Raw genomic sequence first — 650 nt, 5'->3', positions numbered from 1 at the left:
CTTCGCCTTGCAGGCGCTGGATTTCCTTGTCCAGACGGGCCAGTTCCGCACCTTTGCCGATCAGGCCGGCCATGGGCACCAGCACTTCCATCTCACCCACCAGGGCGGTGGCAGACAGCGGCGCTTCGTCGCCGGCACCCAGCACAGTGATGGATTCGAGTCGGGCCAGCTTCTTCAGCAAGGCTTCGTTCTCGGTCAGGCGACGCTGGTCTTCGGCGCTGACGTTCTTCAGGAACAGGGCCAGGGGCTTGCCCGGGCCGATGTTCATTTCCGCGCGAATGTTGCGAGTGCCGAGCATCAGGCCCTTGAGCCATTCGATGTCGTCTTCGGCGGCCTGGTCGATGCGGGCTTCGTTAGCCACCGGCCAAGGTTGCAGCATGATGGTCTTGCCGGTGCTACCTGCCAGCGGCGCCAGGCGCTGCCAGATTTCCTCGGTGATGAACGGCATGAATGGATGGGCCAGGCGCAGGGCCACTTCCAGCACGCGCACCAGGGTGCGACGGGTGCCGCGCTGGCGTTCAACCGGCGCGTTCTCGTCCCACAGCACGGGCTTGGACAGCTCCAGGTACCAGTCGCAGTACTGGTTCCAGATGAACTCGTACAGGGCCTGGGCGGCCAGGTCGAAACGGAACTGGTCGAGCTGACGGGTC

1 protein-coding gene is annotated in these 650 nt (G+C 64.5%); it reads right to left on the bottom strand.

Features of this window, described 5'->3' with window-relative positions; all coding sequences use genetic code 4:
- Positions 1 to 650: class I tRNA ligase family protein (locus tag C6B38_RS06830; RefSeq protein ID WP_146693352.1), on the bottom strand; the 650-nt coding region annotated here is incomplete at both ends.

The organism is Spiroplasma sp. ChiS (assembly GCF_002968355.1).
In the GTDB taxonomy this organism is placed as follows: domain Bacteria; phylum Bacillota_I; class Bacilli_A; order Mycoplasmatales; family Mycoplasmataceae; genus Spiroplasma; species Spiroplasma citri.
Note: the sequence above shows the minus strand (reverse complement) of the source record. Positions and strands in the feature narration are given on the sequence as shown.